At 63.9% G+C, this 25,176-nt stretch carries 25 protein-coding genes and 1 tRNA gene; 21 read left to right on the forward strand and 5 right to left on the reverse strand.

The window, feature by feature from the left end:
- Positions 1–148 precede the first annotated feature (148 nt).
- A complete protein-coding gene (gene rne / locus ACYUME_RS07810) occupies positions 149–3,397 on the reverse strand; it encodes a ribonuclease E (RefSeq protein ID WP_460418494.1) in 3,249 nt (1,082 codons plus the stop codon).
- A gap of 796 nt (positions 3,398–4,193) precedes the next feature.
- Between rne and rluC the strand changes: the two genes are divergently transcribed.
- Genes rluC through ACYUME_RS07825 form a run of 3 tightly spaced genes read left to right on the forward strand, consistent with a single transcriptional unit; the run spans position 4,194 to position 6,813 of the window.
- Entirely contained in the window at positions 4,194–5,147 is a 954-nt protein-coding gene (rluC, locus tag ACYUME_RS07815) for a 23S rRNA pseudouridine(955/2504/2580) synthase RluC (RefSeq protein ID WP_279887148.1), read from the forward strand.
- A 3-nt stretch (positions 5,148–5,150) separates the two neighbouring features.
- Positions 5,151–5,837 (forward strand): HAD family hydrolase, encoded by a 687-nt coding sequence (locus tag ACYUME_RS07820; protein ID WP_460418495.1) that lies wholly within the window; start codon positions 5,151–5,153, stop codon positions 5,835–5,837.
- A complete protein-coding gene (locus ACYUME_RS07825) occupies positions 5,830–6,813 on the forward strand; it encodes a S49 family peptidase (RefSeq protein ID WP_460418496.1) in 984 nt (327 codons plus the stop codon). Before ACYUME_RS07820 ends, ACYUME_RS07825 begins: the two co-directional genes overlap by 8 nt.
- Positions 6,814–7,205: 392 nt before the next feature.
- On the opposite strand, the gene ACYUME_RS07830 is transcribed toward ACYUME_RS07825, so the two are convergent.
- Positions 7,206–7,784 carry a Maf family protein gene (locus ACYUME_RS07830; RefSeq protein ID WP_460418497.1) on the reverse strand — a complete coding sequence of 193 codons (579 nt, stop codon included), beginning with the start codon at positions 7,782–7,784 and terminating at the stop codon, positions 7,206–7,208.
- Positions 7,785–7,880: 96 nt separating this feature from the next.
- On the opposite strand from ACYUME_RS07830, the gene ACYUME_RS07835 reads away from it, so the two are divergent.
- From ACYUME_RS07835 to ACYUME_RS07890, 12 genes are all read left to right on the forward strand, one after another.
- Positions 7,881–8,408, forward strand: coding sequence for a YceD family protein (locus ACYUME_RS07835; protein ID WP_194787757.1), 528 nt, complete (start codon positions 7,881–7,883; stop codon positions 8,406–8,408).
- A gap of 13 nt (positions 8,409–8,421) precedes the next feature.
- A complete protein-coding gene (rpmF, locus tag ACYUME_RS07840; protein WP_008096416.1) occupies positions 8,422–8,604 on the forward strand; it encodes a 50S ribosomal protein L32 in 183 nt (60 codons plus the stop codon).
- 3 nt (positions 8,605–8,607) lie between these two features.
- Positions 8,608–9,618 carry a phosphate acyltransferase PlsX gene (gene plsX, locus ACYUME_RS07845; RefSeq protein WP_460418498.1) on the forward strand — a complete coding sequence of 337 codons (1,011 nt, stop codon included), beginning with the start codon at positions 8,608–8,610 and terminating at the stop codon, positions 9,616–9,618.
- A gap of 187 nt (positions 9,619–9,805) precedes the next feature.
- A complete protein-coding gene (gene fabD, locus ACYUME_RS07850; RefSeq protein WP_279885077.1) occupies positions 9,806–10,744 on the forward strand; it encodes an ACP S-malonyltransferase in 939 nt (312 codons plus the stop codon).
- 16 nt (positions 10,745–10,760) lie between these two features.
- Positions 10,761–11,501, forward strand: a complete 741-nt coding sequence (fabG, locus tag ACYUME_RS07855; RefSeq protein ID WP_023630496.1) for a 3-oxoacyl-ACP reductase FabG — start codon at positions 10,761–10,763, stop codon at positions 11,499–11,501.
- A 204-nt stretch (positions 11,502–11,705) separates the two neighbouring features.
- Positions 11,706–11,942 (forward strand): acyl carrier protein, encoded by a 237-nt coding sequence (gene acpP / locus ACYUME_RS07860; RefSeq protein WP_186662351.1) that lies wholly within the window; start codon positions 11,706–11,708, stop codon positions 11,940–11,942.
- Between the two features lie 162 nt (positions 11,943–12,104).
- Complete coding sequence (fabF, locus tag ACYUME_RS07865; protein ID WP_028690991.1) at positions 12,105–13,349, forward strand: beta-ketoacyl-ACP synthase II; 1,245 nt, start codon at positions 12,105–12,107, stop codon at positions 13,347–13,349.
- Positions 13,349–14,164 carry an aminodeoxychorismate lyase gene (gene pabC / locus ACYUME_RS07870; protein ID WP_460418499.1) on the forward strand — a complete coding sequence of 272 codons (816 nt, stop codon included), beginning with the start codon at positions 13,349–13,351 and terminating at the stop codon, positions 14,162–14,164. The genes fabF and pabC overlap by 1 nt, the downstream gene beginning before the upstream one ends.
- A gap of 3 nt (positions 14,165–14,167) precedes the next feature.
- Positions 14,168–15,334, forward strand: coding sequence for an endolytic transglycosylase MltG (gene mltG, locus ACYUME_RS07875; RefSeq protein WP_460418500.1), 1,167 nt, complete (start codon positions 14,168–14,170; stop codon positions 15,332–15,334).
- Entirely contained in the window at positions 15,331–15,963 is a 633-nt protein-coding gene (tmk, locus tag ACYUME_RS07880) for a dTMP kinase (protein WP_460418501.1), read from the forward strand. Before mltG ends, tmk begins: the two co-directional genes overlap by 4 nt.
- A complete protein-coding gene (locus ACYUME_RS07885) occupies positions 15,956–16,942 on the forward strand; it encodes a DNA polymerase III subunit delta' (protein WP_460418502.1) in 987 nt (328 codons plus the stop codon). Before tmk ends, ACYUME_RS07885 begins: the two co-directional genes overlap by 8 nt.
- A 33-nt stretch (positions 16,943–16,975) precedes the next feature.
- A complete protein-coding gene (locus tag ACYUME_RS07890) occupies positions 16,976–17,758 on the forward strand; it encodes a TatD family hydrolase (RefSeq protein WP_460418503.1) in 783 nt (260 codons plus the stop codon).
- 255 nt (positions 17,759–18,013) lie between these two features.
- Here ACYUME_RS07890 and ACYUME_RS07895 read toward each other — a convergent pair whose 3' ends face one another.
- The gene (locus tag ACYUME_RS07895) at positions 18,014–19,147 is read right to left on the reverse strand and encodes an aminotransferase class V-fold PLP-dependent enzyme (RefSeq protein ID WP_460418504.1); all 1,134 of its coding nucleotides are present in this window, start codon (positions 19,145–19,147) and stop codon (positions 18,014–18,016) included.
- 73 nt (positions 19,148–19,220) lie between these two features.
- Between ACYUME_RS07895 and ACYUME_RS07900 the strand changes: the two genes are divergently transcribed.
- The 6 genes from ACYUME_RS07900 (at position 19,221) to ACYUME_RS07925 (ending at position 23,590) form a co-directional block, all read left to right on the forward strand.
- The gene (locus tag ACYUME_RS07900) at positions 19,221–19,856 is read left to right on the forward strand and encodes a TetR/AcrR family transcriptional regulator (protein ID WP_279885096.1); all 636 of its coding nucleotides are present in this window, start codon (positions 19,221–19,223) and stop codon (positions 19,854–19,856) included.
- Between the two features lie 128 nt (positions 19,857–19,984).
- On the forward strand, positions 19,985–20,953 hold the full coding sequence (locus ACYUME_RS07905; RefSeq protein WP_279885099.1) for a GTP 3',8-cyclase MoaA: 969 nt from the start codon (positions 19,985–19,987) through the stop codon (positions 20,951–20,953).
- A 66-nt stretch (positions 20,954–21,019) separates the two neighbouring features.
- Entirely contained in the window at positions 21,020–21,625 is a 606-nt protein-coding gene (locus tag ACYUME_RS07910) for a DUF4823 domain-containing protein (RefSeq protein ID WP_279885101.1), read from the forward strand.
- A gap of 11 nt (positions 21,626–21,636) precedes the next feature.
- Positions 21,637–22,197 carry a DUF1285 domain-containing protein gene (locus ACYUME_RS07915; RefSeq protein ID WP_460418505.1) on the forward strand — a complete coding sequence of 187 codons (561 nt, stop codon included), beginning with the start codon at positions 21,637–21,639 and terminating at the stop codon, positions 22,195–22,197.
- Positions 22,198–22,877: 680 nt separating this feature from the next.
- Positions 22,878–23,066 (forward strand): hypothetical protein, encoded by a 189-nt coding sequence (locus ACYUME_RS07920; RefSeq protein ID WP_460418506.1) that lies wholly within the window; start codon positions 22,878–22,880, stop codon positions 23,064–23,066.
- A gap of 107 nt (positions 23,067–23,173) precedes the next feature.
- A complete protein-coding gene (locus tag ACYUME_RS07925) occupies positions 23,174–23,590 on the forward strand; it encodes a cupin domain-containing protein (RefSeq protein WP_460418507.1) in 417 nt (138 codons plus the stop codon).
- Positions 23,591–23,644: 54 nt separating this feature from the next.
- Here the strand turns inward: ACYUME_RS07925 and ACYUME_RS07930 are convergent.
- Together ACYUME_RS07930 and ACYUME_RS07935 are read right to left on the reverse strand one after the other, a co-directional pair.
- Positions 23,645–23,720: transfer RNA gene (locus ACYUME_RS07930), tRNA-Asn, on the reverse strand.
- Between the two features lie 62 nt (positions 23,721–23,782).
- Positions 23,783–24,979, reverse strand: coding sequence for an amino acid aminotransferase (locus ACYUME_RS07935; RefSeq protein WP_279888946.1), 1,197 nt, complete (start codon positions 24,977–24,979; stop codon positions 23,783–23,785).
- Between the last annotated feature and the right edge of the window lie 197 nt (positions 24,980–25,176).

Raw genomic sequence — 25,176 nt, forward strand, 5'->3', positions numbered from 1 at the left:
GCTCCCACGCCACCGTCCCGCGGCTGAGAGGGACTGCGTGGGAGCGGGCTTGCCCCGCGATCACCGGCAGAGCCGGTGCCATCCACACCGGCAAAGAAAAAGCCCCGCCAGTTCGCACTGGCGGGGCTTTTTCATTCAGCCAAGGCTATCAACCGTGATGAGGCTTGTGCTCGTCAGCGGTTTCCAGGGCTTCGGCCGGGGCAGCCTGGGCGGCGGCCAGGGCAGCGGCGGCTGCTTCGGCTTCACGCTTGCGGCGACGCACTTCACGCGGGTCGTTCGGCGCACGGCCGTTCGGCAGCATGATGGTGGACGGCTCGACCGGCGTTTCTTCGGCAACCACGGCTGGCGCAGGCTCGGCCACCGGGGCTTCGACCACTTCAGGCTGGGCTTCGACGGCTTCGACCACCGGAGCAGGCTGCTCGGCGACTGGCGCCTCGACTTCGACCGCTTCGGCAACCGGCGCCTTGTCGATCTCGCCCGCTTCCACCGCAGGGGCTTCCACGACAGCTACAGGCTCGACAGCTGCCTCGACAACGGCGGCCGGCTGCTGGGTGGCGGCTTCTTCAACCACAGGCTGCGGCGCCACTTCGACGACAGGCTCGATGCTCGGCTCGGCGGCGACCACAGGCTCGCTGACAGGCTGCTCGACCACTGGGGCAATGGCGACCTGCTCGGCCACGACTTCGGTGATTTCCACCTGGGTCTCGGCGACAGCCGCGCTGGCGCGTTCGGCCTGCTGGTTGGCTTCGACTTCGGCGCTGACGCTGATGTTGCTGGTGGCAACGGCGGCGATGACGGCAGTGCCGGCGGCCAATTCGGCACCCAGCTCGGTGGCCTGGTGCTGTTGTGGCTGCTCTTCACCGGCGTCTTCGTCGCCGCCTTCGATCAGCTCGCCATTGGCGTTGCGCTGGCGCTCACGACGGTTGCTGCGACGACGCTGGCCACGGGAGCGGCGGCGTGGACGCTCGCCATCGGCGCCTTCCTGCTCGTCCTGCAGCAGCTCTTCGTTCGGCAGTTGCTCCTCGGCGAGCTCCACGGCCTGTTCGGCGGCCTGCACTTCAGGGCGCAGCTGGCGCTCTTCGCGAGGGGCGCGTTCTTCACGCGGGGCACGTTCTTCGCGAGGGGCACGCTCTTCACGTGGTGCACGCTCTTCGCGAGGTGCTCGTTCCTCACGCGGTGCGCGTTCTTCGCGCGGAGCACGTTCTTCGCGCGGAGCACGTTCTTCGCGCGGAGCACGTTCTTCGCGCGGAGCACGTTCTTCACGCGGTGCACGCTCTTCACGTGGGGCGCGCTCTTCGCGGGCTACACGTTCTTCACGTGGCGCACGCTCTTCACGCGGGGCGCGTTCTTCGCGGGCGGCCGGTGCGGCGTCCAGCGGCTCGCGCAGTTCGCGCACGCGCTCTTCGCGGTTGCCGCGGCGATCTTCACGCGGCTGGCGCGGTTGACGCTCTTCACGTGGCGCGCGCTCTTCACGCGGGGCACGCTCTTCGCGAGGCTGACGCTCTTCGCGCGGGGCGCGCTCGCCGCGCTCTTCGCGTGGCTTGCGGTCTTCTTCGCGACGACCGTTGCGGTTGCGGCTCTGCTGGCGACCGTTACGGCGCTCTTCGTTGCGTGGCGAGCGCTCGGTGGCTGGCTTCTCGGTGGTTGCGGCCGGTGCGGCGGCAGGCTCTTCCTTGCCGGCGAACAGGCTGACCAGCGATTTGACCAGGCCCTTGAACAGGCTTGGCTCGGCGGCGGCAGGGGCGGCGACCGGCGCGACAGGGGCCGGCTGCTCTTCAGCGGTGGCCGGTACCGGGGCGTTGGCGCGGGCCGGCGCGGTCTTGACCGCGGCTTCCTGGCGCACCAGGGTGCGGGTGGCGGTCGGCTGCGGCGCTTCTTCGGTCTCGGTCGAGGCGATCTCGTAGCTGGACTGGTTGTTCAGCACGTCCGGGTTGTCGTCGCGCAGGCGCTGGACTTCGAAGTGCGGGGTTTCCAGGTGATCGTTCGGCAGAATGATGATGCGTGCGCGAGTACGCAGTTCGATCTTGGTGATCGAGTTGCGTTTCTCGTTGAGCAGGAAGGCGGCCACCGGGATTGGCACCTGGGCGCGCACTTCGGCGGTGCGGTCCTTCAGTGCTTCTTCCTCGATCAGGCGCAGGATCGCCAGCGACAGCGACTCGACGTCACGGATGATGCCGGTGCCGGAGCAGCGCGGGCAGACGATGCCGCTGCTTTCGCCCAGCGAGGGGCGCAGGCGCTGACGGGACATTTCCAGCAGGCCGAAGCGCGAGATGCGGCCCACCTGCACGCGGGCACGGTCGGCCTCGAGGCATTCACGCACGCGTTCTTCGACGGCGCGCTGGTTCTTGGCCGGGGTCATGTCGATGAAGTCGATGACGATCAGGCCGCCGATATCACGCAGGCGCAGCTGGCGGGCGATCTCTTCGGCCGCTTCCAGGTTGGTCTGCAGGGCGGTCTCTTCGATGTCGCTGCCTTTGGTGGCGCGCGCCGAGTTGATGTCGATGGACACCAGGGCTTCAGTCGGGTCGATGACGATCGAGCCGCCGGATGGCAGGTCGACCACGCGCTGGAAGGCGGTCTCGATCTGGCTTTCGATCTGGAAGCGGTTGAACAGCGGCACGCTGTCTTCGTACAGCTTGACCTTGCTGGCGTACTGCGGCATCACCTGGCGGATGAAGGTCAGGGCTTCTTCCTGGGCGTCGATGCTGTCGATCAGCACTTCGCCGATGTCCTGGCGCAGGTAATCGCGGATGGCGCGGATGATGACGTTGCTTTCCTGGTAGATCAGGAACGGCGCGGCGCGGTCTTGCGAGGCTTCCTTGATGGCGGTCCACAGCTGCAGCAGGTAGTCGAGGTCCCACTGCATTTCTTCGCTGCTGCGGCCCAGGCCCGCGGTGCGCACGATCAGGCCCATGTCGCCCGGAACGGTCAGGCCGTTCAGCGCTTCGCGCAGTTCGTTGCGCTCTTCGCCTTCGATGCGGCGCGAGATGCCACCGGCGCGTGGGTTGTTGGGCATCAGCACCAGGTAGCGGCCGGCCAGGCTGATGAAGGTGGTCAGGGCGGCGCCTTTGTTGCCGCGCTCTTCCTTCTCGACCTGGACGATGACTTCCTGGCCTTCGCTCAGGACTTCCTTGATGTTGACCCGGCCTTCAGGGGCTTTCTTGAAGTACTCGCGGGAGATTTCCTTCAGCGGCAGGAAGCCGTGACGTTCAGAGCCGAAGTCGACGAAGGCGGCCTCGAGGCTGGGCTCGATCCGGGTGATCTTGCCTTTGTAGATGTTGGCCTTTTTCTGCTCACGGGCGCCGGACTCGATGTCCAGGTCGTAGAGACGTTGGCCGTCCACCAGGGCTACACGCAACTCTTCGGGCTGAGTTGCGTTAATCAGCATTCTTTTCATGTTGTACCGTCGGTTTCCGGGCTGCCGGAAACGGCGTGCGGCACACACGACTTCTCATGGTCGGTGCCAAGGTGCGCAAAGGGTGGCGGGCCACCCCCGTGTCTGGCGACGTTCGGCACCAGCCGGTTGCCCAGCCTGCCGTTGTCGCGACGACGCGTCCTGTTTTGCGGTGCCAAAAGACCTGTCGAGCTTTTCGAAGGTTATCCGAATCAATCGAGCGGGCCTGGTGCACTCAGTCAGGAGGAGGAATCAACCGGTCGTCCGTGGACGCCACGAGGGCGTCTGTTCAGGACCTTGTCCGCTCATCGCCCGTTGAGTGGGGCGCTGGGGCGGGTTCGGTGCCACACGGTCCGAGGGCTGTACATCTCCACCCTGCACGTATCCCTTGAAAATTCGGTGCTGCCGCGCGCTGAATCCGCAACGGGTTGCATTTTTCGCCAGCCCAGTACCGGGCTGGCGCCATAACATATCCAAGGCAGGTATTTCCGAAGCATTCGCCCGAATGCGCGGAAACGACGGTGGCGGGCAGAGGTACGGCGAAAAGAAGCGGGTAAGCAGGTGAAACACCGCACTTGTCGTTTTTTTTCGGTCTTCTCTACACAGCGCTGGTGGCGATTCCAGGCATTTAGTTAAACTGGCGAACGCTCCGTAGGACGGCCTCGCGTCCTCGGGAATTGCGATGGTCAGGGCCGGCGTAGAGCCTGGTGCCGCTGGCCTGCCGCTTTTGGCGGCGTTCGCGACTATAGCAGCAATGATTAAGTGCTTCAATTCCATAAAAAATTGTTATGATCCCGCCATGACGACCAATACCCCCCCGACTTCCGGCGTTCAGCTGATCGAAGTCCCGCCGGAGCTTGCCGGCCAGCGCATCGACAATTTCCTCATCACGGCCCTCAAGGGCGTGCCCAAGACCTTGGTCTACCGCATCCTGCGCAAGGGTGAGGTACGGGTCAACAAGGGGCGGATCAAGCCCGAATACAAGCTGCAGGCCGGCGATATCGTGCGCGTGCCGCCGGTGCGCCTGCCCGAGCGCGACGAGCCGGCGCCGGTGGCCCAGGGGCTGCTGCAGCGCCTTGAAGCGGCCATTGTCTACGAGGACAAGGCGCTGATCGTGATGAACAAGCCGGCCGGCATCGCCGTGCATGGCGGCAGCGGCCTGAGCTTTGGCGTGATCGAGGCGCTGCGCCAGTTGCGCCCGGACGCCAAGGAGCTGGAGCTGGTGCATCGCCTGGATCGCGACACCTCGGGCCTGCTGATGATCGCCAAGAAGCGCAGCATGCTGCGCCACCTGCATGCCGCGCTGCGTGGCGATGGCGTGGACAAGCGCTACATGGCGCTGGTGCGCGGCCACTGGCCGACCGCGAAGAAGCAGGTCAACGCGCCGTTGCAGAAGAGCAACCTGCGTTCCGGCGAGCGTATGGTCGAAGTCAACGACGAGGGCAAGGAGGCGCTGACGATGTTTCGCGTGCTGCGCCGCTTCGGCGAGTTCGCCACCATCGTCGAGGCGCGGCCGATCACCGGGCGTACCCACCAGATCCGCGTGCATACCCTGCATGCCGGGCACATGATCGCCGGCGACAGCAAGTACGGCGATGAAGACTTCACTCGCGAGATTCGCGAGCTGGGTGGCAAGCGTCTGTTCCTGCATGCCTACCAGCTGACCGTGCCGCTGCCCGATGGTGGCGAGCTCAAGCTCGAGGCGCCGGTGGACGAGATGTGGGCCAAGACCATCGAGCGACTGGCGTCCTGAGCCATGAATAAAAGTTATGACCTGCTGATCTTCGACTGGGACGGCACCCTGGCCGATTCCATCGGGCGCATCGTCGAGGCTATGAACGTGGCCGCCGGGCGTGCCGGCGAGGCCGCCAGTGGCGACGAGGCGATCAAGGGCATCATCGGCCTGGCGCTGGGGGAGGCGATCGCCACCCTGTATCCGCACCTCGATGCAGCGCAGGTCGAGGCCTTCCGTCAGCACTACGCCGACGTCTACATGGCGCTGGACCAGCAGCCGTCGCCGTTGTTCGATGGCGTGGTCGAGTCGCTGGAAGCGTTCCGTGCCGAGGGGTATCGTCTGGCGGTGGCCACCGGCAAGGCGCGGCGCGGTCTGGATCGGGTGCTCAAGGCCAATGGCTGGGAAAGCTATTTCGACATCACCCGGGCTGCCGACGAAACCCGTGGCAAGCCGCATCCGCTGATGCTCGAAGAAATTCTCGCTCATTGCCGGATCGAACCCGGGCGGGCGCTGATGGTCGGAGATTCGGCGTTCGACTTGCAGATGGCCAGCAACGCCGGCATGCACTCGGTGGCGGTCGGCTATGGCGCCATGCCGCTCCAGGCCTTGGCGGAGTTCGGGCCGCAGGTGTGCATCGATCATTTCTCTCAATTGCGCGAATGGTTGAATTCGCGTGGTGCAAATTCCAAGGTAGGTAAGCATGGCTGACGAGTGGAAAGCCCCCGAGTCCGAGGACAACGAAGAGCGCAAAAGCTGGAAACTGCTGGAGAAGACCTTGCTGGCCGGTGTCCAGGAGCAGCGCCGGGCGCGGCGCTGGGGGATCTTTTTCAAGCTGCTGACCTTTGTTTACCTGTTCGGCATCCTGTTCCTGTTCACGCCGTTGATGGATGTGGACAAGGCGGCCTCGCGTGGCGGCAACCATACCGCGCTGGTCGAGGTGCGCGGGGTGATCGCCGACCAGGAGCCGGCCAGTGCCGACAATGTCGTCAAGAGCCTGCGCGAGGCGTTCAAGGATCCGAAGACCAAGGCCGTGGTCATGCGCATCAACAGCCCGGGCGGCAGCCCGGTGCAGGCGGGCTACGTGTATGACGAGATCCGTCGCCTGCGCGCCGAGTACCCGGCCATCAAGCTGTATGCGGTGATCGCCGACCTGGGCGCGTCCGGGGCCTACTACATCGCCAGCGCCGCCGACGAGATCTATGCCGACAAGGCCAGTCTGGTCGGCTCCATCGGTGTCACCGCGGCCGGTTACGGCTTCGTCGGGACCATGGACAAGCTGGGGGTGGAGCGTCGCACCTACACGGCCGGTGAGCACAAGGCGTTCCTCGATCCGTTCTCGCCGCAGAAGCCCGAGGAGACCGCGTTCTGGCAGGGCGTGCTGGACACCACGCATCGCCAGTTCATCGCCATGGTCAAGCAGGGGCGGGGCGAGCGGTTGAAGGACAAGGAGCATCCGGAGCTGTTCAGCGGGCTGATCTGGTCTGGCGAGCAGGCCAAGGCGCTGGGGCTGGTGGATGGGCTGGGCAGTGCCAGCTATGTCGCCCGCGACATCGTGGGGGAGAAGGAGCTGGTGGACTTCACTGTGCAGGAGTCGCCGTTCGATCGCTTCTCCAAGCGCATCGGTGCCAGCGTGGCCGAGCGCCTGGCGCTGTACATGGGGTTCCAGGGGCCTTCGCTGCGTTGAGCTGAGTCATTGTTGCTCAAGGTGCTTGGCGTTGGATTTGTAGTGCCTGTGAGATCGAGCGCCGCCCGCGCGGCGCATCGCGACGCAAGGCCGCTCCTACATTTGTTGCAACGTACCAAGCCTGTCAGGCCATGGTTGCCCGCCTTGGTGCCTGTCTTGAGGCAGGCGAGGCGGCAGTGGTGCTCACGCTGAAACCGCGTCGTGCAAACAAGGCGGACCAGGTAATGGCACAGGATTGACTGGCCCGAAACAAATGTAGGAGCGGCCTTGCGTCGCGATGCGCCGCGCGGGCGGCGCTCGATCTGATAGGCGCTGCAAGGGTTGCGTCGGACACTTGGTGGCCCTCGCCAGTCTATAGCTCCCGCGCCCAGAGACCTTGAAAGGGTTGATGCTCAAGGCACCTGCACGCCTTCCTTGTGCAGCATGTCCACCAGTCTAATCAGCGGCAGCCCGATCAGGCTCGTGGCATCACAGCCATGGATGCTCTGGAACAGGCTGACCCCCAATCCCTCCGCCTTGAAGCTGCCGGCGCAGTCCAGTGGCTGTTCGGTCGCCACGTAGCGCTCCACGCGCTCGCGATCCAGCTCGCGCATCGTCACGGTAAACGGCACGCAATCGACCTGGCAGTGGCCAGTGGCGCTGTTCAGCAGCGCCAGCCCGGTGAGAAAGGTGACCTGCTGTCCGCTGGCCTCCAGCAATTGTTCGCAGGCGCGTTCGAAGGTGTGGGGCTTGCCAAGAATCTGCTCGCCCAGCACCGCCACCTGGTCGGAGCCGATGATCAGGTGGTTGGGGTGGCTGGCGGCCAGGGCCTCGGCCTTCTGTCGGGCCAGGCGGCGGACCAGCTCGACGGCAGGCTCGCCATCGAGGCGTCGTTCGTCTAGGTCGGGGCTCGCCCAGGTGAAGGGCAGGCGCAGGCGGGTGAGCAGTTCGCGGCGGTACGCAGAGCTGGAAGCCAGTAACAAGGGAAGCATGGTAGACTCCTGGGCAATTGCCCCGAATTCTAACATGCGAGATGACACCTAATTTCCTTTGACAGGGAGGGGGTGCATCCCTAGAATGCTGCGCCTATGTTGAATGACCCGATTCCACCTCACGTTGACCCGCGCAAATTGGCTGATCGTGGCGTAACCCTCGAAGGTTCGCTGCAACTCGCTGATTTGGAAAGACTCTGCGACCCGCTTTCCGACAACGTCGGTACGGTGCAGGCGAAGTTCGATTTTGAACGAGATGAACAGCACGTGGTGGTTATCCACAGCGAGCTGGACGTCGAAGTCAAGATGGTTTGCCAGCGTTGTCTTGAGCTGGTCACCCTGCCGATCCACAGCGAATGCACATACGCCGTGGTGAAGGAGGGTGCGAATACCCAGTCGTTGCCGAAAGGCTATGACGTGCTGGAACTGGGCGAAGATCCTTTGGATCTGCAGGCGTTGGTCGAGGAAGAGCTGTTGCTCGCCCTGCCGATCGTGCCTGCTCATCATCCGGAAGAATGCCAGCAGCCGGCGGGACTCGATGAGCCCGAGCCGAGCAAGGACGAGGTATCGCGGTCCAACCCGTTCAGTGTATTGGCGCAGTTAAAGCGTGACCCAAACGTTTAGGAGTTAATCAATTATGGCTGTTCAGCAGAACAAAAAATCCCGCTCTGCCCGTGACATGCGCCGTTCGCACGACGCCCTGTCGGAAAACGCCCTGTCCGTAGAGAAGAGCACCGGCGAAGTACACCTGCGTCACCACGTTTCGCCAGAAGGCGTATACCGTGGTCGCAAAGTGATCGACAAGGGCGCCGACGAGTAATCCTTGTCCGCTCAGATCATCGCGATCGACGCAATGGGCGGGGACTTCGGTCCCCGCAACATTGTTCAGGCTAGCATTGCCTGCCTTTCGGCTACTCCCTCGCTGCACCTGACCCTCGTCGGTCAACCCTCCCTCCTAGAAGATCTCGTCAGTGGCCTTGCGGCTGCGGATCGCGCGCGCCTGCAGATTGTCGCGGCCAGCGAAGTGATCGGCATGGACGAGCGGCCATCGCAGGCGTTGCGGGGCAAGCCGGACTCGTCGATGCGCGTCGCCCTCGAACTGGTGCGTGATGGCAAGGCCCAGGCCTGCGTGAGCGCCGGCAATACCGGTGCGCTCATGGCTCTGTCGCGCCTGGTGCTCAAGACCTTGCCCGGGATCGATCGCCCGGCGATGGTGGCGGCGATTCCGACCCAGGCCGGCTATTGTCAGTTGCTCGACCTCGGGGCCAATGTCGATTGCAGCGCGGAAAACCTCTACCAGTTCGCCGTGATGGGCTCGGTGGCCGCCCAGGCCTTGGGCGTGCATCGGCCGCGGGTGGCGCTGCTCAACATCGGCACCGAGGACATCAAGGGCAATCAGCAGGTCAAGCTGGCCGCCAGCCTGTTGCAGAGCGCCCGGGGCCTGAACTACATCGGCTTCGTCGAGGGCGACGGGCTGTATCGTGGCGAGGCGGACGTGGTGGTGTGCGACGGTTTCGTCGGCAATATCCTGCTCAAGTCCAGCGAAGGCCTGGCGACCATGATCGGTGCGCGCATCGAGGCGTTGTTCCGTGGTGGGCTGCTCTCGCGGGCGGCGGGGGCGATGGCCATGCCGTTGCTCAAGCGCCTGCAGGCCGACCTGGCACCGGCGCGACACAATGGCGCAAGCTTCCTAGGGTTGCAGGGCATCGTCATCAAGAGCCATGGCTCGGCAGGCGTGCAGGGCTTGCAGAGCGCGATCCAGCGTGCGCTGATCGAGATCCAGGAGAACCTGCCACAGCGCCTGCACGGGCGCCTCGAAGACCTGTTGCCCTGAGTGCCGTGGGAGCGGGCTTGCCCCGCGATGAGCCCATGACTGGAAATACAAAGCCTTTGGGCATGTCGCCCATGAAGTGCTTAAATGTGACCGCTTGGTCCGCCGCTCCATCCAAGCTTTCAGATTGCGCGCCCGGCCCACGGCCCGGCGCACCCTATCCGACGACAAGATCATAAGGGCTTGTTCAATGTCTGCATCCCTCGCATTCGTCTTTCCTGGTCAAGGTTCCCAGTCGCTGGGCATGCTCAAAGAGCTGGGCGCTGAGAAGCCGGTAATCGTCGAGACCTTCAAGGAAGCGTCCGAGGCCCTGGGCTATGACCTGTGGAAGCTGGTCCAGGAAGGCCCGGAAGAGCAACTCAATCAAACCGACAAGACCCAGCCGGCCATCCTGACCGCCTCGATCGCCCTGTGGCGCCTGTGGCTGGAAGAGGGTGGCGCGCAGCCTGCGTACGTCTCTGGTCACAGCCTGGGTGAATACAGCGCCCTGGTCGCCGCTGGCAGCCTTTCGCTGAAAGACGCCGTGCGCCTGGTCGAGCGCCGTGGCCAGCTGATGCAGGAGGCCGTGCCGGCCGGTCATGGCGCCATGGCCGCGATCCTCGGCCTGGACGACGCGGTCGTGGTCGAGATCTGCGCCAAGGCCGCCGAAGACGAAGTGGTCAGCGCGGTGAACTTCAACTCGCCGGGCCAGGTGGTGATCGCCGGCAACAAGGCGGCGGTGGATCGCGCCATCGAGCTGTGCAAAGAGGCCGGTGCCAAGCGCGCCCTGCCGCTGGCGGTCAGCGTGCCGTCGCACTGCGCCCTGATGAAACCGGCCGCCGAGCGTTTCGCCGAGTCGGTCAATGCCATCGAATGGAAGTCCCCGCAGATCCCGGTGGTGCAGAACGTCACCGCCGCCATCGCCGCCGACCTCGACGCCCTCAAGCAGGACCTGCTGGCGCAGCTGTACCAGCCGGTGCGCTGGGTCGAGTGCGTGCAGGCCCTGGCCGAGCGCGGCGCGGTGAACCTGGTCGAATGCGGCCCGGGCAAGGTCCTGGCTGGCCTGAACAAGCGTTGCGCCGATGGCGTGACCACCTACAACCTCAACACCCCAGACGCCGTCGCCGCCACCCGCGCGGCGCTGGCCTGAATTCGGAGAAGCTTGCATGAGCCTGCAAGGTAAAGTTGCACTGGTCACCGGCGCCAGCCGTGGCATCGGCCAGGCTATCGCCCTCGAGCTGGGCCGCCAGGGCGCGACCGTGATCGGTACCGCCACCACCGCCTCCGGCGCCGAGCGCATTGCCGCCACCCTGAAAGAGCACGGCATCAACGGTACCGGCCTTGAGCTGAACGTCACCAGCGCCGAGTCCGTGGACGCGGTGCTGGGCGCCATCGGCGAGCAGTTCGGCGCACCGGCCATCCTGGTCAACAACGCCGGCATCACCCGCGACAACCTGATGCTGCGGATGAAGGACGACGAGTGGTTCGACGTGATCGACACCAACCTCAACAGCCTTTACCGTCTGTCCAAGGGCGTGCTGCGCGGCATGACCAAGGCCCGTTGGGGTCGTATCATCAGCATCGGCTCGGTGGTAGGTGCCATGGGCAACGCCGGCCAGGCCAACTACGCCGCCGCCAAGGCCGGCCTGGAAGGCTTCAGCCGTGCCCTGGCCCGTGAAGTGGGCTCGCGTGGCATCACCGTCAATTCGGTGACTCCAGGCTTCATCGATACCGACATGACTCGCGAGCTGCCAGAAGCGCAGCGCGAGGCCCTGCAGAAGGAAATTCCGCTGGGCCGCCTGGGCCAGGCCGAGGAAATCGCGAAGGTGGTATCCTTCCTGGCGTCCGACGGCGCGGCCTATGTCACCGGCGCCACCGTGCCGGTGAACGGCGGGATGTACATGTAAAAACCGCAACTCAATGTGACGGATTGCTTCAAAAAAGAGTCATACTGCGAACCTAAAATCCGTTATAAAGCTGCAACCAGATTCCGGGCAGAGGGCCCGGTGGCCTGGTGGAAGGCGCGTTACGCTTGAAAAGCAGGCGTCTTCCTATAAACTTGGTCACCGGCCAGCTGCCTGACATATGTCCATTAGGAGTGAAAACTAGGTATGAGCACCATCGAAGAACGCGTCAAGAAAATCGTCGCCGAGCAACTGGGCGTCAAGGAAGAGGAAGTGAAGAACGAATCTTCCTTCGTCGATGACCTGGGTGCCGACTCGCTTGACACCGTTGAGCTGGTGATGGCTCTGGAAGAGGAATTCGAGACCGAAATCCCTGACGAAGAAGCCGAGAAGATCACTACCGTTCAAGCTGCCATCGACTACGTCAACAGCCACCAGGCCTAAGACGTTTCAGTCGACGCTTCTTGTCGGGAAAAACCGCACTGCCGTCGCCGGCGTGCGGTTTTTTCTTTGCAAGCCCTGCAATCAGCGGAGTCTGTTGCCAGGCCATTGGCTGCATCAGTGCACTGGCAAGAGACTCTGTAATTTGGAAATGAGGAGAGTACTGTGTCGCGTAGACGCGTCGTGGTCACTGGTATGGGTATGCTGTCGCCACTGGGTACCGATGTACCGAGCACCTGGCAGGGCATTCTGGCTGGCCGCAGTGGCATTGGTCCGATCGAGCATACGGATCTGTCTGCCTACTCCACCCGTTTTGGCGGCTCGGTAAAGGGCTTCGAAGTCGAGCAGTACCTGTCGGCCAAAGAGGCCCGCAAGCTCGACCTGTTCATCCAGTACGGCCTGGCGGCCGGCTTCCAGGCGGTGCGCAACGCCGGTCTGGAAATCACCGACGCCAACCGCGAGCGCATCGGCGTGGCCATGGGCTCGGGCATCGGTGGCCTGACCAACATCGAAGAGACCAGCAAGACCCTGCACGAGCAGGGGCCGCGCCGGATCTCGCCGTTCTTCGTGCCGGGCTCGATCATCAACATGATCTCCGGCTTCCTGTCGATCCACCTGGGTCTGCAAGGGCCGAACTACGCGATCGCCACCGCCTGCACCACCGGCACCCATTGCATCGGCATGGCCGCGCGCAACATCGCCTATGGCGAAGCCGACGTGATGATCGCCGGCGGCGCTGAAATGGCGGCCTGCGGCCTGGGCATGGGCGGCTTCGGCGCGTCGCGCGCACTGTCGACCCGCAACGACGAGCCGGCCCGTGCCAGCCGTCCGTGGGACAAGGGTCGTGATGGCTTCGTGCTGTCCGACGGTGCCGGTGCCCTGGTGCTCGAAGAGCTGGAGCACGCCAAGGCCCGTGGCGCCACCATCTATGCCGAGCTGGTCGGTTTCGGCATGAGCGGCGACGCCTACCACATGACCTCGCCACCCGATTCCGGCGAAGGCGCCGCCCGCTGCATGGCCAACGCCCTGCGCGATGCCGGCATCCAGCCTGAGGACGTCAGCTATATCAACGCCCACGGCACCTCGACGCCGGCCGGCGACGTGGCCGAAGTGGCCGCGATCAAACGCGTGTTCGGTGAGCACGCCTACAAGCTGGCGGTGAGCTCGACCAAGTCGATGACCGGCCACTTGCTTGGCGCCGCCGGTGCGGTAGAGGCGATCTTCAGCGTCCTGGCGATCAACAGCCAGATGGCGCCGCCGACCATCAACCTGGACGAGCCTGACGAAGGCTGCGACCTGGACTTCGTGCCGCACCAGGCGCGCAGCATGCCGATCGACGTGGTGCTGTCCAACTCGTTCGGCTTCGGTGGCACCAACGGCTCGCTGGTATTCCGTCGGTTCGCCGACTGATGCACAGCTGGATCGATGGCCAGGACGCGGCTGCGGTCAACCTGCAGAACCGCGGCCTGGCCTACGGCGATGGCCTGTTCGAGACCATTGCCGTGCGCGGCGGCAGGCCCAGCCTGCTGGCCCTGCACCTCGACCGCCTGGCGCTGGGTTGCCAGCGCCTGGCGATCGAAGTCGACCTGACGCTTGTTCGCAATGAATTGTTGCAATTCGCCCAATTGCTGGGCGAAGGCGTCGCCAAGCTGATCCTGACCCGCGGCGACAGCCAGCGCGGTTACGCCCCGGCGGCTGGCGCCCAGGCGCGGCGCATCCTCCAGGGCAGCCCCTTGCCCGCCTATCCCGCCGAACACGCCGAACAGGGCGTGCGCTTGTACGCCTGCCAGACACGCTTGGCGGAACAACCGCTACTGGCCGGGCTCAAACACCTCAACCGCCTCGAGCAGGTGCTGGCCCGCGCCGAATGGCAGGACAGCGCGTTTGCCGAAGGCTTGATGCGTGATGGCCAAGGGCGGGTGATCGAAGGGGTGTACAGCAACCTGTTCCTGGTGCGCGGTGGCGTGCTGCTGACCGCCGAGCTGAGCCGTTGCGGCGTGGCCGGGGTGATGCGCGCGGCGCTGCTGGAGCAGGCGGCGTTGCTGGGCATTCCCACTCAAGTGCGGGACTTGCCGCTGGAGGCGCTGGAGCAGGCCGACGAGGTGTTCGTCTGCAACAGTGTCTACGGTATCTGGCCTGTGCGTGAATTCGCCGCGCTGAACTGGCCGGCGGGGCCGCTCACCCGTAAACTGCAGGCCGTTGCCCGTACGTTACTGGATACTTGATTCGTGAGACGCAAATTCCTGCTGCTGCTGGAAACGGGGTTGATCATCGCCGGCCTGGCATTGGGTTGGGCGGCCTGGAAGGTCAACTCGGTCCTGGAGCAGCCCCTGCAAGTGGCGCAGGAGCGCTTGCTCGACGTGCCCAATGGCACGACGCCCAACCGCATGTTCTATCGCATGCAGAGCGAAGGCTTGCTCGACGATCCGCTGTGGTTGCGTCTTTACTGGCGCTTCAACATGGCGGGTACGCCGTTGCACACCGGCGAGTACCGCGTTACCCCCGGCATGACCGTGGGGCAGCTGTTCGACGCCTGGAAGCGCGGCGACGTGGTGCAGTACAACCTCACCCTGGTCGAGGGCTGGACCTTCCGCCAGGTGCGTGCCGCGGTGGCCAAGCACGAAAAGCTCAAGCACACCCTCGATGGTCTGTCCGATTCCGAGGTGATGGACAAGCTCGGCCATACCGGCGTGTTCCCCGAAGGCCGCTTCTTCCCCGATACCTACCGCTTCGTGCGCGGCATGAGCGATGTCGAGTTGCTGCAACAGGCGTACATGCGCCTGGATGAAGTGCTGGCCAGGGAGTGGGCCGAGCGCAGCACCGATCTGCCGTACCGCGATCCTTACCAGGCGCTGATCATGGCCTCGCTGGTGGAAAAGGAAACCGGTATTCCCCAGGAGCGCAGGCAGATCGCCGGTGTGTTCGTGCGCCGCATGCGCCTGGGCATGATGTTGCAGACCGACCCTACCGTTATCTATGGCATGGGCGAGCGCTACAACGGCAAGATCACCCGCGCCGACCTGCGCGAGCCCACGCCCTACAACACCTACACCATGACTGGCCTGCCGCCGACGCCGATCGCCATGGTCGGTCGCGAGGCGATCCATGCGGCGCTGAACCCCAGCGATGGTTCCAGCCTGTATTTCGTCGCCCGTGGCGATGGCAGCCACGTGTTCTCCGACGATCTGGACGACCACAACAGCGCCGTGCGCGAGTTTCAGCTCAAGCGCCGCTCGGACTACCGCTCGAGCCCTGCTCCGCAGGCGCAGCCGGCGCCATCCGCAGAGTCGGCGCCCGACGAGCCGCTTGCGCCAGAAGACGACAGGCCGGCGCCCATCGATGAATCCGCACCGGCCGACGTGCCGGTGCCAGAAGAGAACAAGGACCACTCGTGAGCGGTTTGTTTATCACCCTGGAAGGCCCCGAAGGCGCGGGCAAGAGTACCAATCGCGAGTACCTGGCGGCGCGTTTGCGCGAACAGGGCATCGATGTGGTCATGACTCGCGAGCCCGGTGGCACGCCATTGGCCGAGCGCATCCGCGAGCTGTTGTTGGCGCCGAGCGAGGAGGCCATGGCCGTCGATACCGAGCTGCTGCTGATGTTCGCCGCGCGCGCGCAGCATCTGGCCGAGGTCATTCGCCCGGCACTGGCGCGTGGCGCCGTGGTGCTGTGCGACCGCTTTACCGACGCGACTTATGCCTATCAGGGCGGTGGCCGGGGGTTGTCGGTGGAACGCATCGCCATTCTCGAAGCGTTCGTCCAGGGCGACCTGCGCCCGGACCTGACCCTGGTCTTCGACCTGCCGGTGGAGGTTGGCTTGGCCCGTGCCGCCGCCCGAGGCCGCCTGGACCGTTTCGAGCAGGAAGGCCAGGACTTCTTCGAGGCCGTGCGCCAAGCTTACCTGCGGCGCGCAGGACAGCAGCCGCAGCGCTACAGCCTGCTGGACGCCGCGCAGCCGCTGGAGACGGTGCAGCGTGCGATAGACGCGTTGCTGCCGGGCATCCTGGAGCGTTGCCGTGGCTGAAGCCTACCCTTGGCAGCAGGCGTTGTGGCAGCAGTTGGCCGGTCGCGGCCAGCATGCGCACGCTTATCTGCTGCATGGGCCGCAGGGCATCGGCAAGCGCGCCCTGGCCGAGCGCCTCATGGCGCGGCTGTTGTGCCAGCAGCCGCATGGCCTGGATGCCTGTGGGCAGTGCAAGTCCTGCTTGCTGCTCAAGGCTGGGAGCCATCCGGACAACTTCGTGCTGGAGCCGGAGGAAGCCGACAAGCCGATCAAGATCGACCAGGTGCGCGATCTGGTGTCGTTCGTGGTGCAGACCGCCCAGCAAGGGGGGCGCAAGGTGGTGCTGATCGAGCCGGTCGAAGCGATGAACATCAACGCCTCCAACGCCTTGCTCAAAAGCCTCGAGGAGCCCTCAGGCGATACCGTGCTGCTGCTGGTCAGCCATCAGCCCAGTCGCCTGCTGCCGACCATCAAGAGCCGCTGCCAGCAGATCGCCTGCCCGCAACCCAGCCTGGCCCAGAGCCGGGAGTGGCTGGCCGGAGCGCTGGCGGACAGCGATGAGGACGAGCGCGAAGAGCTGCTGACCCTGGCCGCGGGATCGCCCTTGATGGCGGCCAGCCTGCAGGCCCAAGGGGTGCGTGAGCAGCGGGCGCTGGTCACCGAAGGGGTGAAGAAACTGCTCAAGCAGCAGCAGTCGCCCAGCCAGCTGGCCGAAGCCTGGAACACGGTGCCGTTGCTGCTGCTGTTCGATTGGTTCTGCGACTGGTCGCACCTGATCCTGCGCTATCAGTTGACCCAGGACGACGAAGGGCTAGGCTTGGCCGACATGCGCAAGGTGCTGCAGTATCTGGCGCAGAAAAGCCGCCCGGCCAAGGTGCTGGAGATCCAGGCGTGGATTCTGGAGCAGCGTCAAAAGGTGCTGGGCAAGGCCAATCTCAACCGTGTGTTGCTGCTCGAAGCCTTGCTCGCCCACTGGGTGCAACTGCCGGGTCAGCGCTAACTTCCATCGTTCATTCATGTGTGTCGTGTTCCCATGCTCGTAGATTCCCATTGCCATCTCGATCGTCTAGACCTGAGCGCCCACCAGGGCTCCCTCGATGCCGCCCTGCAGGCGGCGCGTGAGCGTGGGATCGGGCATTTCCTATGCATCGGCGTGAGCGCGGACAACGCAGGCGCGGTCAAGGCGCTCAGCGAGCGCTACGCGGATGTCGACTGTTCGGTAGGTGTGCATCCGCTCGACCTGGCGCCGGGCGAGACGCCGGCATTGGAATGGCTGCTGCGCGAACTGGCTCATCCGCATGTGGTGGCCATTGGCGAGACCGGGCTGGATTACCACTACGAGCCGGAGGCCGCCGAGTTGCAGCAGGCATCGTTCCGTCTTCACCTGGAAGCATCGCGCCAGACCGGCAAGCCGGTGATCGTGCATACCCGTGCGGCGCGTGAAGACACCCTGGCGTTGCTGCGCGAGGCCAGCCTGCCCCAGGCCGGGGTCTTGCACTGCTTTACCGAGGACTGGCCGATGGCCAGGGCGGCGCTGGACCTGGGCTACTACATCTCGTTGTCGGGCATCGTCACCTTCCGCAACGCCGACGCCTTGCGCGAGGTAGCCCGCCAAGTACCGGTCGATCGCCTGCTGGTGGAGACCGACTCGCCGTACCTGGCGCCGATCCCGCATCGTGGCAAGCCGAACCTGCCGCAATATGTGCGCGAGGTCGCCGAGTACGTGGCCTCGCTGCGCGGTGTCAGCTACGAGCAACTGGCCGAGCAGACCACCGGCAACTTCAAGCGCCTGTTCCCGTTGGCACGGGTGGCCTGAGCCGCCCGGGAAAGGTTGTCGCGTGGGCGGGCGCCGATCCGGCCAAAAAAAACCCGGGTTCTGGGGGAGGAATCCGGGTTAAGACCATTAGGAGTAAAACAAAGGTACACGGTCCGTGGGCACCTTTATCGGCGCGTCACTTGGGGGGGATGCGCCACGCCAACACTTCAAGTATTGGTCAGGTTTGACGAGTCGCCAGTGATCGTTGATCGTTTTTTAAACAAATTTGGAATACGCCCGCAGTCCATTGCGCATTCAATGCATGGCGATTTGTCGGACCTGTCGCAGAGCTTCGGCAATCAGGTGGTCATCGGTATGAAAGTGCGGGGAAAAGCGTACTCCTGGGCCGCGCAGGGCACAGATCACGCCATTTTCGGTGAGTGATCGATAAATGTCGGCATTGGCATGCCCGTCGAGGCTGAAATTAACGATGCCGGCACGCCGCTCGGGGTCGGCCGGACTATGCAGGCGCACGCCGGGAATGCTCGCCAGCCCCTCATGCAGCAGCCTGACTCGCTCTGCCAGCCGCTCTGCGACCGTTACCATGCCGACTTCCTCCAGCAGCGACAGGCTGGCCTCCAGCGCGCAGGCGCCGAGCATGTTCGGGCTGCCGCATTCGAAGCGCCGTGCGCTGCGCGCCGGCTGCCACTGACGGCGGTCGAAGTCGCCCAGGTTGTCCAGCATGTGCCAGCCGTAGGCGTGCAGCTTCAGTTGCCGGCGCAGGTCGCTGCGGCAATAGAACAGGCCCAGGCCCTCGGGGCCCAGCATCCATTTATGGCCGTCGGCCATGGCGAAATCGCATGGGTATGCCTGGACGTCGAAGGGCAGGGCGCCAATCTGCTGGATCGCGTCCACGCAAAACAGCACGCCATGCGCGCGGCAGGCCCGGCCCAGGCGCGCAAGGTCAAGGCGCAGGCCAGTGGCGTACTGCACGGCGCTGACCGACAGCAAGCGCGTGCGGGGGCCGCAGGTGGCGAGCAGCGCAGCCTCCGGGTCGCTGCCAGCGAGACTCGCCTCGAGCACTTCGACGCCCTGGTCGGCCAGGGCCTGCCATACCACGCGGTTGGAAGGGAACTCCTCGGCGCTGATGACTATCTGGTCCCCAGGCCGCCAGTCGAGCCCGAACGCCACCAGAGACAGGGCCTGGGAGGTGCTGCCAACCAGCGCGACATCGCCGCTGCTCGGGGCATTGATCAGGCGTGCCAGGCGCTCGCGCAGACGTCGTTCAGTAGCCAGCCAGGCCGGATACTCGCTGGCACCCAGGCGCATGTTGTCGCTGGCGAAGCGGGCCACCGCGTCGTGGGTCCGACGGGGCCAAGGGGCGATAGCGGCGTGGTTGAGGTAGCACAGGCCCGGCGCCAGCTCGAACTCATCATGAAACATAGACATGGTTGGAAGATCCGTGCAATTTGCCGCCAGTTAGGCATAATAATCCGCTTCGATTGTCATCCCAGTCCTTCTTATGCAGAAAGAACCTCGTAAGGTCCGTGAGTTTCGTCGTCGCGAGCAGGAAATCCTCGACACGGCGCTCAAGCTGTTTCTCGAACAGGGTGAAGACAGTGTCACCGTCGAGATGATCGCCGACGCCGTGGGCATCGGCAAAGGCACGATCTACAAGCACTTCAAGTCCAAGGCGGAGATTTATCTGCGCCTGATGCTCGACTACGAGCGCGACTTGAACGAACTGTTGCATTCGGCTGACGTCGACCGTGACAAGGAGGCTTTGTCACGTGCCTATTTCGAATTCCGCATGCGCGATCCGCAGCGCTACCGGTTGTTCGACCGTCTTGAGGAAAAGGTGGTCAAGGGCAACCAGGTGCCGGAAATGGTCGAGCAACTGCACAGCATCCGTGCATCCAACTTCGACCGCCTGACCCAACTGATCAAGGGGCGGATCAGCGAAGGCAAGCTCGAGGACGTGCCGCCGTATTTCCATTATTGCGCGGCGTGGGCCTTGGTGCATGGCGCGGTCGCGCTCTATCACTCGCCATTCTGGAGCAATGTGCTCGAGGATCAGGAAGGTTTCTTCCAGTTCCTCATGGATATCGGCGTGCGCATGGGCAACAAGCGCAAGCGCGATCCGGAAGCCGCGAGCTAAAGCTGCTCAATGCGTGCCTGCCGGATCATCGGCGGGCACTCTTGCTTCAGGCTTCGACGGGAAGGCTTGCAAAAACCTGATTTATGAGTCAGGTTTTGCCGCCAGAATCTTCCATGCCGGAGTCATCCATGATCGTCGATCGTCAAGGCAGGCGCTTTCGCAACCTGCGCGTCAGCCTGACTGCTGCCTGCAACTATGCCTGCACCTACTGTGTGCCGGACGGCAAACGCCTGGTGGCGGCGCAGGATGAGCTTTCGGCTGACGCATTGGCGCGTGGTGTGGCGTATCTGGTCGAGGCGGCCGGCATCGAACGGCTGCGCATCACCGGTGGTGAGCCGCTGGTCAGTCCACGCCTGGATGCCTTCCTCGGAGCGGTAGCCGAACTGAAGTTGGAGGAGGTCAGCCTCACTACCAATGGTCAGTTGCTCTCGCGCAAGTTGCCGCAGCTGCGTGATGCTGGTATTCGCCGGCTCAATGTCTCTCTCGACACCTTGGATCCTCTGGCATTTCGCCGGATCGCCCGGGGCGGGGACCTGGCCAGTGTGCTCGCCGGGATGGCGCAGGCCAGTGCGGCGGGCATGGCGATCAAGGTCAACATGGTGCCCATGCGTGGGCAGAACCTGGACCAGGTGCTGCCACTGCTCGATTACTGCCTGGCGCACGGCTACGAGCTGCGCTTCATCGAGCTGATGCGTATGGGCCACCTGGCACGTGACCGCAATGCCTTCCTGCAGCAGTTCGTGAGCCTCGAACAATTGCTGGCAGTGATTGGCCAGGCGCATGCCTATGAGCAGGCGCCCCGTCCGCTGGATGCCACCGCCTTGCGTTATCGGATCCCCGGCCTGGGCTACTTCGGGGTGATCGCCAATGAAAGCGTCCCGTTCTGTCGTGCCTGCTCGCGGCTGCGATTGTCGTCCACCGGCTGGTTGCATGGCTGTCTGTCATCGAGCAACCGGCACTTTGTCGGCGAGCTGCTGGACAAGCCGCGTCACGAGGCGCTCCCCGCCTTGCAGCGGTTGCTGGTGAAGGCGTTGGCCGACAAGCAGGACCTGGCGTTCTCCGGCGATGTGATGGTGATGAAGGTGATCGGCGGCTGACTCTGGCGCAAAAGCTGCATCTGGCGGCTATTCGCCGGTTTTTCGTCACCGGTCTTTGGAGGAAAGATGCGTAGCCTGGTCTTGCTGCTGGCGCTGATGGCGTTGGGCGGCTGCATGAATGTCAGCGATATGGGCGAAGGCGTCCGTTACCACATGAGTGATGCGGGCCTGCTGGACCACAGCGACACCACCCGTACCCTGTCGGTCCGACTGCAGCCGGACTCGTTCATCTTCATCGGCCAGGGGGCGTTCGTACCGCCAGGCAAGGGGCCGGTGCCGCGGCAGAACGCGGTGGCGGAGGAGGCTTTCAAGAGCTTCGTCGAGTACTTCCCGCTGGTGCGTCGCGCCCAGGGCCCGCTGGGGTTGGAGGATGCCATCGCCGAGGCGCGCTCGGTAGGGGCCGATTACGTGCTGTACACCCGTTTCGCGCGTACCGACGATCGCATCGGCAACGGTGACGAGTGGTATGACGAACAGGCTGTGGATCGCCTGGGCTGGGACAGCGGTGTGGTGCAGATGATGCTGATCGAGACCAGCACCCGTTACCTGATCGATACCGCTCGCATCAAGAGCCGTGGCGGTTTGTTGACGTTCCACGACAACACGCCACAGGATTTGCTCGCAGCGCCGATGCGCGAGTACGCTCGTAGTCTTCTGGGCATGAGCCGCTGAGCGAGAGCGAGATGACTGATTCGGGCAAGGCCAGCGATCTTCTGGCGCAGATTCCAGCGCACAAGGGGCTGCCCCCGGTGCACTTGTGGAATCCGGATTTCTGCGGCGACATCGACATGCGAATCGCCCGGGACGGGACCTGGTACTACCTGGGGACGCCGATCGGGCGCAAGCCGATGGTGCGGTTGTTCTCCACCATCATTCGGCGTGACGGAGACGACTACTTCCTGGTCACGCCGGTGGAGAAGGTCGGTATTCGGGTCGACGATGCGCCGTTCGTTGCCGTGTTGCTGGACGTAGAGGGCAAGGGGGAGCAGCAGGTGCTGCGGTTTACCAGCAATGTCGACGACCAGGTCGAGGCTGGGGTGGATCATCCGCTGCGGATCGAACTTGATCCGGTTACCCAGGAGCCTTCCCCTTATGTGCTTATGCGCGGCAATCTTGAGGCGTTGATTCATCGTAATGTGTTCTATCAACTGGTGGAGCTGGCGGTGGCGCGCAAGATCGATGGGGATGTTTGGCTTGGGGTCTGGAGTCGAGGTGAGTTTTATCCGATTGGGCGTAGTGTTTGATAGTTGTTCTCTGAGCCTGCGTATCAATACTTACATGCTCGTCCGATATTAAACTCATGTCTCTTGAACTTGAACTTGAACTTGAACTTGAACTTGATCTTGCTTCTAAGTGCGCGATAGTTCAGGCGCCGCCAATTGCGACTTCAGGAGGCCGAGCGGAGTTCTTGCGAAGGGAGGTGACGGGCATGGATGCCCGTCAAGCGCTGCGCCCCAGGATGGGGCGTTCAGCGCGGTCCTCCCGGGAGCAAGAACGGAGCGAGGGAACCCCGGAGCGAAGCGTAGGGGCCGGATGATGGAGCGCAGCGTTTTTTGGTTACTTTTTGTCGCGTTTGACAAAAAGTGACCCGCCGTAAGGGCGGAAGGGTGACTATGCGTCACCATCGCAAATGAATGCGCATATAACTTTCAATACAGACTCTTTAAAAGTCAAAGTCAAAGTCAAATGCGATCGGCGTGGGTTTCTACAGTTGTAAACGCATTCATTTGCGATGGCGACGCATAGTCACCTTTCCGCCCTACGGCGGGTCACTTTTTGTCAAACGCGACAAAAAGTAACCAAAAAACGCTGCGCTCCATTCATCCGGCCCTACGCTTCGCTCCGGGTCCCCTCACTCCGGCCTTGCTCCCGGGAGGACCGCGCTGCAGGGCCCATCCTGGGCCCCAGCGCTTGACGGGCATCCATGCCCGTCACCTCCCTCCGCAAGGCCTGCGTTCGGCCTCCTGAAGTCGCGAAGTTACGGGCGGCGCCTGGGCTGACGCAGCTGTCGCTAGCAGGCTATGGGGCTAGACTCTTGATCGGCAACGGCAACGGCAACGGCAACGGCAACGGCAACGGCAACGGCAACGGCAACGGCAACGGCAACGGCTAAACGCGATAGTTCGGCAATAGGCCTCCCGTTTTTTCCGCAAATTGGCCGTTTTCCCTCCACAACCCTGAGCTTAACCTGCAGGTAGATTACCCCTCAGGAGAAGCCCCATGCGATCCATCCGTCTGCCCATTGCCCTGTTGACGTTAGGCCTGCTCGCCCCGTTGTCGCCCTCCTGGGCCCACGGCGAGAAGCCCGACCAGGTCAAGGTCCTCCAGGAACAACTCCCCAGCAACGCCCCCGGCAAGAAAGCCGTGATGCTCACGGTCAGCTACGGCCCCGGTCAGGCGTCACCCGCCCATCAGCACCCCGGTGCGGTCATGGCCTATGTGCTGGAAGGCGCGGTGACCTCCAAGCTCAACGACGAGCCGGAAAAGACCTACAAGGCCGGCGAGTTCTGGTACGAAGCACCGGGCACCGTGCACAGCGTGTCGCGCAATGCCAGCAAGAGCGCGCCTGCCAAACTGCTGGTCTGGAGCCTGGTGGACGAGGGCAAGCCAGTGACCGAGCCCTTGTCCCAACCCTGAATCGCAGGCAAGAAAAAACCTCCAGTGCTTGCGCATCTGGAGGTTTTCAGTGTCTGGCTCCGCGACCTGGACTCGAACCAGGGACCCAATGATTAACAGTCATTTGCTCTACCGACTGAGCTATCGCGGAATCTGCGCGTATCTTAGCGCCTGCTTGGGGGAAGTCAAGCTTCCCCCAAGACAATCAAACAGTTACAGCACCTCGACGATGGCCTTGGTCACCACGTGGATGTTGCTCTGGTTGAGCGCGGCGACCGCGATGCGACCGGTGTCCAGGGCATAGATGCCGAACTCGTTCTTCAGGCGCGCCACTTGCTCCACGGTCAGGCCCGAGTAGGAGAACATGCCGCACTGGCGACCGACGAAGCTGAAGTCGCGCTTGGCGCCGTATTCGGCCAGCAGCTCGACCATCTGCTTGCGCATGCCGTGGATGCGCTCGCGCATCTCGGCCAGCTCGGTTTCCCACATCTGGCGCAGCTCGGGGCTGTTGAGCACGGCGGCGACGATGCTGGCGCCATGGGTCGGCGGGTTGGAGTAGGTAGTGCGGATCACGCGCTTGACCTGCGACAGCACGCGGGTGCTCTCGTCCTTCGAGCCGGTGACGATCGACAGCGCGCCCACGCGCTCGCCGTAGAGCGAGAACGACTTGGAGAACGAGCTGGAGACGAAGAACTCCAGGCCCGATTCGGCGAACAGGCGCACGGCGAAGGCATCTTCGTCGATGCCGGCACCGAAGCCCTGGTAGGCCATGTCGAGGAACGGGATGTGGCCCTTGGCCTTGACCACTTCCAGGACGTTCTTCCAGTCGTCCAGCGACAGGTCGACGCCGGTCGGGTTGTGGCAGCAGGCGTGCAGGACGATGACCGAGCCGGCCGGCAGGGTGTTCAGGTCCTCGAGCATGCCAGCACGGTTGACGTCGTGGCTGGCGGCGTCGTAGTAACGGTAGGTCTGTACCGGGAAGCCAGCGCTCTCGAACAGGGCGCGGTGGTTTTCCCAGCTCGGGTCGCTGATGGCCACCACGGCGCCCGGCTGCAGGCGCTTGAGGAAATCGGCGCCGATCTTCAGCGCGCCGGTACCGCCAACGGCCTGCACGGTGACCACGCGACCGGCGCTCAGCAGCGGCGACTCGGCACCGAAGATCAGCTTCTGCACGGCCTGGTCATACTGGGCGATACCGTCGATCGGCAGGTAGCCGCGGGAAGCGTGCTGGGCGGCACGGGCGGTCTCGGCCTCGATCACCGCGCGCAGCAGCGGGATGCGGCCTTCCTCATTGCAGTACACGCCCACGCCCAGGTTCACCTTGTCGGTGCGTGGGTCGGCGTTGAATGCTTCGTTGAGGCCCAGGATAGGGTCGCGGGGTGCCAGCTCGACAGCGGAAAACAGGCTCATTGTTACCTTGGCTCTGATAGGAGAGTGATAGGGGTCGCCACGCTCCAGCCGAAGGCACTGAAGCGGTGCGCAAACGGGGAGTCAGTATAGTGATACCCATCGGTCACGGCGACAGTCCGGCGCAGCTTTTGCGGTTGTTTGCGCAAATATTTTTCGACCATTGGTCGAATTGCCGGGTCCATTGCCATGCGGGCGCG

It is taken from the genome of Pseudomonas sp. microsymbiont 2 (assembly GCF_054788395.1).

Coding starts and splice junctions, on each gene's coding strand:
- rne (WP_460418494.1), bottom strand. CDS start 3,397: ATGAAAAGAATGCTGATTAACGCAACTCAGCCCGAAGAGTTGCGTGTA.
- rluC (WP_279887148.1), top strand. CDS start 4,194: ATGACGACCAATACCCCCCCGACTTCCGGCGTTCAGCTGATCGAAGTC.
- ACYUME_RS07820 (WP_460418495.1), top strand. CDS start 5,151: ATGAATAAAAGTTATGACCTGCTGATCTTCGACTGGGACGGCACCCTG.
- ACYUME_RS07825 (WP_460418496.1), top strand. CDS start 5,830: ATGGCTGACGAGTGGAAAGCCCCCGAGTCCGAGGACAACGAAGAGCGC.
- ACYUME_RS07830 (WP_460418497.1), bottom strand. CDS start 7,784: ATGCTTCCCTTGTTACTGGCTTCCAGCTCTGCGTACCGCCGCGAACTG.
- ACYUME_RS07835 (WP_194787757.1), top strand. CDS start 7,881: ATGTTGAATGACCCGATTCCACCTCACGTTGACCCGCGCAAATTGGCT.
- rpmF (WP_008096416.1), top strand. CDS start 8,422: ATGGCTGTTCAGCAGAACAAAAAATCCCGCTCTGCCCGTGACATGCGC.
- fabD (WP_279885077.1), top strand. CDS start 9,806: ATGTCTGCATCCCTCGCATTCGTCTTTCCTGGTCAAGGTTCCCAGTCG.
- fabG (WP_023630496.1), top strand. CDS start 10,761: ATGAGCCTGCAAGGTAAAGTTGCACTGGTCACCGGCGCCAGCCGTGGC.
- acpP (WP_186662351.1), top strand. CDS start 11,706: ATGAGCACCATCGAAGAACGCGTCAAGAAAATCGTCGCCGAGCAACTG.
- pabC (WP_460418499.1), top strand. CDS start 13,349: ATGCACAGCTGGATCGATGGCCAGGACGCGGCTGCGGTCAACCTGCAG.
- ACYUME_RS07890 (WP_460418503.1), top strand. CDS start 16,976: ATGCTCGTAGATTCCCATTGCCATCTCGATCGTCTAGACCTGAGCGCC.
- ACYUME_RS07895 (WP_460418504.1), bottom strand. CDS start 19,147: ATGTCTATGTTTCATGATGAGTTCGAGCTGGCGCCGGGCCTGTGCTAC.
- ACYUME_RS07900 (WP_279885096.1), top strand. CDS start 19,221: ATGCAGAAAGAACCTCGTAAGGTCCGTGAGTTTCGTCGTCGCGAGCAG.
- ACYUME_RS07905 (WP_279885099.1), top strand. CDS start 19,985: ATGATCGTCGATCGTCAAGGCAGGCGCTTTCGCAACCTGCGCGTCAGC.
- ACYUME_RS07910 (WP_279885101.1), top strand. CDS start 21,020: ATGCGTAGCCTGGTCTTGCTGCTGGCGCTGATGGCGTTGGGCGGCTGC.
- ACYUME_RS07915 (WP_460418505.1), top strand. CDS start 21,637: ATGACTGATTCGGGCAAGGCCAGCGATCTTCTGGCGCAGATTCCAGCG.
- ACYUME_RS07920 (WP_460418506.1), top strand. CDS start 22,878: ATGCCCGTCACCTCCCTCCGCAAGGCCTGCGTTCGGCCTCCTGAAGTC.
- ACYUME_RS07925 (WP_460418507.1), top strand. CDS start 23,174: ATGCGATCCATCCGTCTGCCCATTGCCCTGTTGACGTTAGGCCTGCTC.
- ACYUME_RS07935 (WP_279888946.1), bottom strand. CDS start 24,979: ATGAGCCTGTTTTCCGCTGTCGAGCTGGCACCCCGCGACCCTATCCTG.